The following is a 5336-nucleotide window of genomic DNA, read 5'->3' on the forward strand; positions in this document are numbered from 1 at the left end:
CTGTCATTTCCAAGCAGCTGTACCAGCATACCATACAAATACTCGGTTCCGGCTCCCATGACGATCTGATTCGCATCGACTAACATACCGCGAAATGACTTCAGATACTCTGCAATGGCTTTTCGCAGTTCATAAATTCCGCCTGTAGGAGACACTTTCATCAGCTCCCTGCTGCGAGTGGACATTGCTTCCCTCAGTAGTTTCGCCCAGACAGAAAATGCATTCTCTGATTCCGCTTCGGCTCCTGACCATGCGGATGACACAGTTGCACCGAAAAAAAATACCACAGTTCCAATGGAAGGTGTAAAAATCCTGTCCGAGATTGACGGACACATTGTAGCTGCCCAGTATCGAAATCAGATTGGGCTGGCCTTTCATCCGGAAATGACGGATAATACCAGAATTCACCAATATTTTATTGATCTGGTGAAATCTTATCTGTAAAGCGGACATTCGCATAATGCAGGAGTATATGCATACTGCTTCTTTCAGGGAAGGAATAAATGTTTCTTCCCTGCTTTTTTCATTCTGTGTTATAATGTAGTAGAAATGCCGGAGGCATTTCCCGATTTCAGTCACATCTTATTTCTGAGTATCGTGTACTAATACCACTATGAGGGGGAAACAAAAATGTTTACAAAAGAAGACAACCAGATATTAGATCGCATTTTAAATGCACGCAAAACATGCCGCGCATTTTCAGGGGAGATCCCGACAGATGAGGAAATCAAAGAAGTCATTCAGGCCGGCTGCATTGCTCCTTTTGCTTCTATCGATTCAAAAGCAGTTGTGCCATTCCGTCATTTCTTTGTTATCAAAAAAGATGATCCCAGATTGGATCTGATCGACACACTTATCAGGGAGCAGAGCAAACTGGATCTTGAACAACGCATCAAAGATGAAGAAACAGACACTTTTTTAAAAGAAAATGGCGCAGGTGTTCATAAATTATGGCAGCATGTTGCTGAATGTGGCGAAAGCACCTTTCCTAATCCACCATGTTTCATCATCGCTGCAGAATGGCGCGGTGCCAGACGTGCAGAACGGCAGAGCCTGGCTCACATGATGCAGAATATGTGGATCAAAGCTACTGCATTGAATCTGGATTTTCAGATTATTTCTGTCACAGAAAATATGGTAGATAACCAGGCTTTTTGCGATATGCTTGGTCTTCCGACCGGAAAATATGGCTTCCTGTCCTGTGTACTCGGACATGCCCAAAATGAAACTACCGCTCAACATCCAAGAGCAACTACTGAAATCCACTGGCTGTAAAATGTAAGTGTTTTTGTTTGATAGGAAATTCAACATAATTTCCTATCAAACAAGAAAATGGAATATAACTTATTTTTCATCAGATACCAGCTACCGAATCTATTGGTAATGACATAACAATTCCCTGCGCCTCGCTGTGCATGCCACATTTTTCTCCAATACATTTCATAAGATTTACCTTGTTTGATGACTCAACCAAAATTAAAACAATCTCTTTTTCATCCTGAACGCTGAGTCCCCAAAAACTGGTTGCTTCTTTGTTTCCTATACGTCGGCTACGAATTACAGTGCCGCCTTTTACACCTTCCGCACGCACCACTTCCATAACGTCCTCACTGAAACCTCTGTTTACGATTGCTGCAACAAGAGTATATTTTGTTTCTGACATACTGTTTTCTTCCTTTCCTGCTATATTCAGCAATTCTTTTCCTGTATTTCTGGCAAGAATGCGCAAAATCAGATTATTGGCTCCATTTAATGGTATCGTAAATGCAATACCACTGTTTGCTCTGTTTAATTGTAATTCGGAATTCAACTTATTTATGAGAATTTCTGATAGATTTTTCGGAATCATACTGATGAGAACACTTTTATCAATGTTTCCAAGTCCAAGCAGATCCATAATCTCACTTGTAGCTGTTCCCTCTGCATGAAAGCGATATTGCAATGGCAATGCGCCCTTTCGAAACATTTCCGCAGCCTGATCAGCAAGCTTTGGTGTGGCGATCAATACTAATAACTGAAAAGATACTTTTTTCTCTTTTTCCATTTTTACTCACCCTCCTCAAGATCAATGATCATATCACAATCATCGGCTATGACGGCCCTCTCTGTCTGAGTTCTCTTTGCTGTCTTTAGCTTATAAACCAGCCCCATCAGCTGTATCGCGATCAATGGTGTTAATGCAACAAGTGCAACAACGCCAAATGCATCGGTCATCAGGTTTCCTCCGAGAGCCTCACATACCCCAATACTAAGAGGCAGCAAGAAGGTTGATGTCATTGGACCGCTGGCAACACCACCTGAATCAAATCCAATACCGATAAAGATATCCGGAACAACTCGGGACAATACAAGGGCAATAAAATAACCCGGAATCACAAACCAATGAATGGAAACCCCTGTAAGGACACGAAGCATTGCCAACGCAACGCTGGCAGCTACACCAATTGACATGCAGCGATCCATCATTTTTACCGAAATAGCACCATCCGTAACTGTCTCTACCTGATGGTTCAGCACTTGAATTGCCGGTTCTGCTTTTACGATATAATAACCAATCAGTGCTCCAATAGGAAGCAGAATCCAATTAAAGGACAATCCTGCCAGTTTTTTTCCAAGATAAGCTCCAACTGGTGCAAAACCAACATTTGCACCGCAAAGGAAGAGAACCAGACCAATATATGTATATAGAAAACCAATCAAAATGCGTTGGATCTGCCTCTTATGATACCTTCCGGTAAGCATTTGGAATATAAAAAATACTACAATAATCGGCAGCAGTGCTACCAGGACTTCACGGGCATATAATGGTAATCCCTGTGCAAATACGCGGGCAACATCCTGTGTTGTGACAACCGTTTCCACATCTTCAAGAACATACGCTGCCTGAGTAGGTTTATAGAAACAGCCCAGGATTAAAACAGCCAATATCGGACCTATACTAGAAAGTGCGACCAGACCGAAACTATCATCTGCTGAATTCTTATCACTTCGCACAGAGGCAAGTCCCACGCCAACTGCCATAATGAAAGGTACTGTCATAGGTCCTGTTGTAACACCACCAGAATCAAAAGCTACTGCTAAAAACTCTTTCGGCACAAAGAATGATGTAAGAATCAGAGCCGTATAACAAATAATCAATAACACAGACAAACTGATTTTATATCGGATACGAACAAGCGCAAGCGCAAGAAACAAACCAACTCCAAGTGCCACGGTTATAATCAGTACCATATTAGGGACAGAGGGAACCTGATTCGCAAGAATTTGCAGATCCGGCTCTGATATTGTAATGATGACTCCCATAATAAAACCTGTCAGTAAAACAGTAATGAGTTTTTTCAATTTGGAAATCTGTACACCTACACCTTCTCCGATCGGTGTCATAGACATCTCTGCACCGAGCTGAAAGAATCCCATTCCAACAATCAGCATCATTGCACCGGTAAGGAACATAACGATACTGCCAAGCTCCATAGGAATCAGAAAAATGCTGATCATTAAAACAATACCAGTAATTGGAAGAACTGCTGAAAGTGATTCTCTGATTTTCTCTTTTAATTTTAAATTCAAATTGTGCCCTCCTTCTAAATGTCATGATATGGAATATTTGCTCATCATCTACGGTATTTTCTGTCCCAGACTTTCATCTTCATATATCCACATTTTACTGCCATTTCTGTCAACCCATCGTGTATCTCCCTGCGTACCAAGCCACTCCTGATAACCATTCCAGATTGTGTATTCGCTTTTTCCGCTCCATGTTTCAGGATTTATACCATAGGTAATAATATTGCTTCTTCTGTATATACATGCATTTCCAGCAAAAAGTGTCATCTGAGTATCGTCTGAAATGAACGCAGGTGAGCCGGCTTCTTTAAGAGTTTTTATTCCTTCTTCTCCATAACGTCCAAAAATCGCAGCCTCAGACATAAACTCGACTGGATAGCCTAATGCATCGCCAACAGCGCCACCAAAAAGACATATCTGATATAAATTTCTTCTGCTTCCATAAGCTTACATGTTCTTCTCCGGTGGATTGGATGCTCTATTATCATTCTTTTCTGTTTCCCCAACTGGCGATGTGGCAGTTAGCATAATAAAACTCGCAATAACACATTCCCAATCCTTGCAGTACTCACTTGATAAAGCGAAGCAATGTCAACTAATTTATCAATTTCAGGAGTGTTTTCCCACGTTCCCATAAACTAACCGCTTGAAAAGAAACATTTAATTTTTCAGCCACATCACTTTGTGTAAATCCTTTTTCTTTCCTTGCTTTCGCCAATCGTTCTGAAAATGTCATTTGTGTATCCTCCTATTCAACTTCTTTTCCTTACAAGATAAGTGTAAACCATTGAAGTATCCAATAACAGCATACACACCTTGAATTGTATTTTTTTCATTCAATCAATACTTGAAGTGCCTTTTATATGTCAGCATTTGCTTTCATAATCATCTGATTATATTGCTCTTTGACAGAATCCGGTGCAAGTATCTGAACCTTCCCACCAAAACCAAATACCCAGCCAAAGAAAGTTGGACTTGCTGATACTTCTGTTATCAATCGGAAGAAAGTCATATCATACGCAAGTGTTTTAACATTTTCTCCAAAACGGTCAATCATTGTTTTCAATTTCATCAAAAAGAGACATCTGCCCCCTCTAATGATAGGGAAGATGTCTTCTCAGATTTTGAACCGTATAATTTACAAGTCAGGAAATCAACCAGCTCTTTCAAGAGCTGGATCTGGTCTTCGAGTTCTTTGATATAATCCTTGTACTCCTGTTCTTTAGCCTTCATAGTATAATAACCCTTCTCGTTTTTGATCTTTAAATTTTATCATAAAACCACTGCTTTTTCCAGTATTTATAAGGGTTTCAGACTTCTCCAAATTATCATTCTTTTTTATCAGCTTTTAATATTTATTTGATTTAAAAATACATGAAAAAGCGACAGTCTGATTTACATTTTGTATTTCAGGAAACTGCCGCTTCTTTTTCTTCTTTATTCTGTTTTTCTTCCTCCAACTCCCGGAGGACTTCATCGCCATACTTATCAATCATCCGTACCAGAAAATCAATGCACCGCTCAAATTCGATATTCTGTTGCATAAGCTCCTCCCATCATTGTTTTAATCTGAGCTTATTTTACAAAACATACCTCAAACAGCATTGAATCGAATTTGACTCCAAATTGAGAAAATGCCTATTGGATCGATGCGATTTTAGTTCTATTTTATATCCTTGTTAAAAATAGGGAAGTTTTTACAGCCCCGAGTTTGTTCATATACATTCATTATTTCTGCATAAATTCAAACACTGCCTCTTTCGTCGGAA

At 39.9% G+C, this 5336-nt stretch carries 9 protein-coding genes and 1 pseudogene; 2 read left to right on the forward strand and 8 right to left on the reverse strand.

What is annotated here, in order from left to right; all coding sequences use genetic code 11:
* The coding region (locus Q0I54_RS12965) for an aminotransferase class I/II-fold pyridoxal phosphate-dependent enzyme (protein ID WP_296119234.1) at window positions 1–263 on the reverse strand (263 nt) is incomplete at its 3' end.
* On the opposite strand from Q0I54_RS12965, the gene Q0I54_RS12970 reads away from it, so the two are divergent.
* Window positions 178–444, forward strand: coding sequence for a hypothetical protein (locus Q0I54_RS12970; protein WP_296119237.1), 267 nt, complete (start codon window positions 178–180; stop codon window positions 442–444). The two genes, Q0I54_RS12965 and Q0I54_RS12970, sit on opposite strands and share 86 nt — an antisense overlap.
* 186 nt (window positions 445–630) lie before the next feature.
* Window positions 631–1275 carry a nitroreductase family protein gene (locus Q0I54_RS12975; RefSeq protein ID WP_296119238.1) on the forward strand — a complete coding sequence of 215 codons (645 nt, stop codon included), beginning with the start codon at window positions 631–633 and terminating at the stop codon, window positions 1273–1275.
* A 79-nt stretch (window positions 1276–1354) separates the two neighbouring features.
* Here the strand turns inward: Q0I54_RS12975 and Q0I54_RS12980 are convergent, their stop codons facing one another.
* The 7 genes and pseudogenes from Q0I54_RS12980 to Q0I54_RS13005 all read right to left on the reverse strand — a co-directional run bounded on the left by Q0I54_RS12980 (window position 1355) and on the right by Q0I54_RS13005 (window position 5111).
* Window positions 1355–2044 (reverse strand): hypothetical protein, encoded by a 690-nt coding sequence (locus Q0I54_RS12980; protein WP_296119241.1) that lies wholly within the window; start codon window positions 2042–2044, stop codon window positions 1355–1357.
* A 2-nt stretch (window positions 2045–2046) separates the two neighbouring features.
* Window positions 2047–3570 carry a DUF1538 domain-containing protein gene (locus Q0I54_RS12985; protein WP_296119243.1) on the reverse strand — a complete coding sequence of 508 codons (1524 nt, stop codon included), beginning with the start codon at window positions 3568–3570 and terminating at the stop codon, window positions 2047–2049.
* A 48-nt stretch (window positions 3571–3618) separates the two neighbouring features.
* Entirely contained in the window at window positions 3619–3984 is a 366-nt protein-coding gene (locus Q0I54_RS13310; protein WP_367270860.1) for an ADP-ribosylglycohydrolase family protein, read from the reverse strand.
* 178 nt (window positions 3985–4162) lie between these two features.
* The gene (locus tag Q0I54_RS12990) at window positions 4163–4303 is read right to left on the reverse strand and encodes a helix-turn-helix domain-containing protein (protein ID WP_296119245.1); all 141 of its coding nucleotides are present in this window, start codon (window positions 4301–4303) and stop codon (window positions 4163–4165) included.
* A 123-nt stretch (window positions 4304–4426) separates the two neighbouring features.
* Window positions 4427–4642 carry a hypothetical protein gene (locus Q0I54_RS12995; RefSeq protein WP_367270861.1) on the reverse strand — a complete coding sequence of 72 codons (216 nt, stop codon included), beginning with the start codon at window positions 4640–4642 and terminating at the stop codon, window positions 4427–4429.
* Window positions 4629–4800, reverse strand: a pseudogene (locus tag Q0I54_RS13000) (IS66 family transposase); the annotation flags it as partial. The gene Q0I54_RS12995 and the pseudogene Q0I54_RS13000, both read right to left, overlap by 14 nt.
* Window positions 4801–4976: 176 nt before the next feature.
* The gene (locus Q0I54_RS13005; protein ID WP_255646893.1) at window positions 4977–5111 is read right to left on the reverse strand and encodes a hypothetical protein; all 135 of its coding nucleotides are present in this window, start codon (window positions 5109–5111) and stop codon (window positions 4977–4979) included.
* Between the last annotated feature and the right edge of the window lie 225 nt (window positions 5112–5336).

It is taken from the genome of uncultured Eubacterium sp., from assembly GCF_934295145.1.
Taxonomy (GTDB): domain Bacteria; phylum Bacillota; class Clostridia; order Lachnospirales; family Lachnospiraceae; genus Eubacterium_I.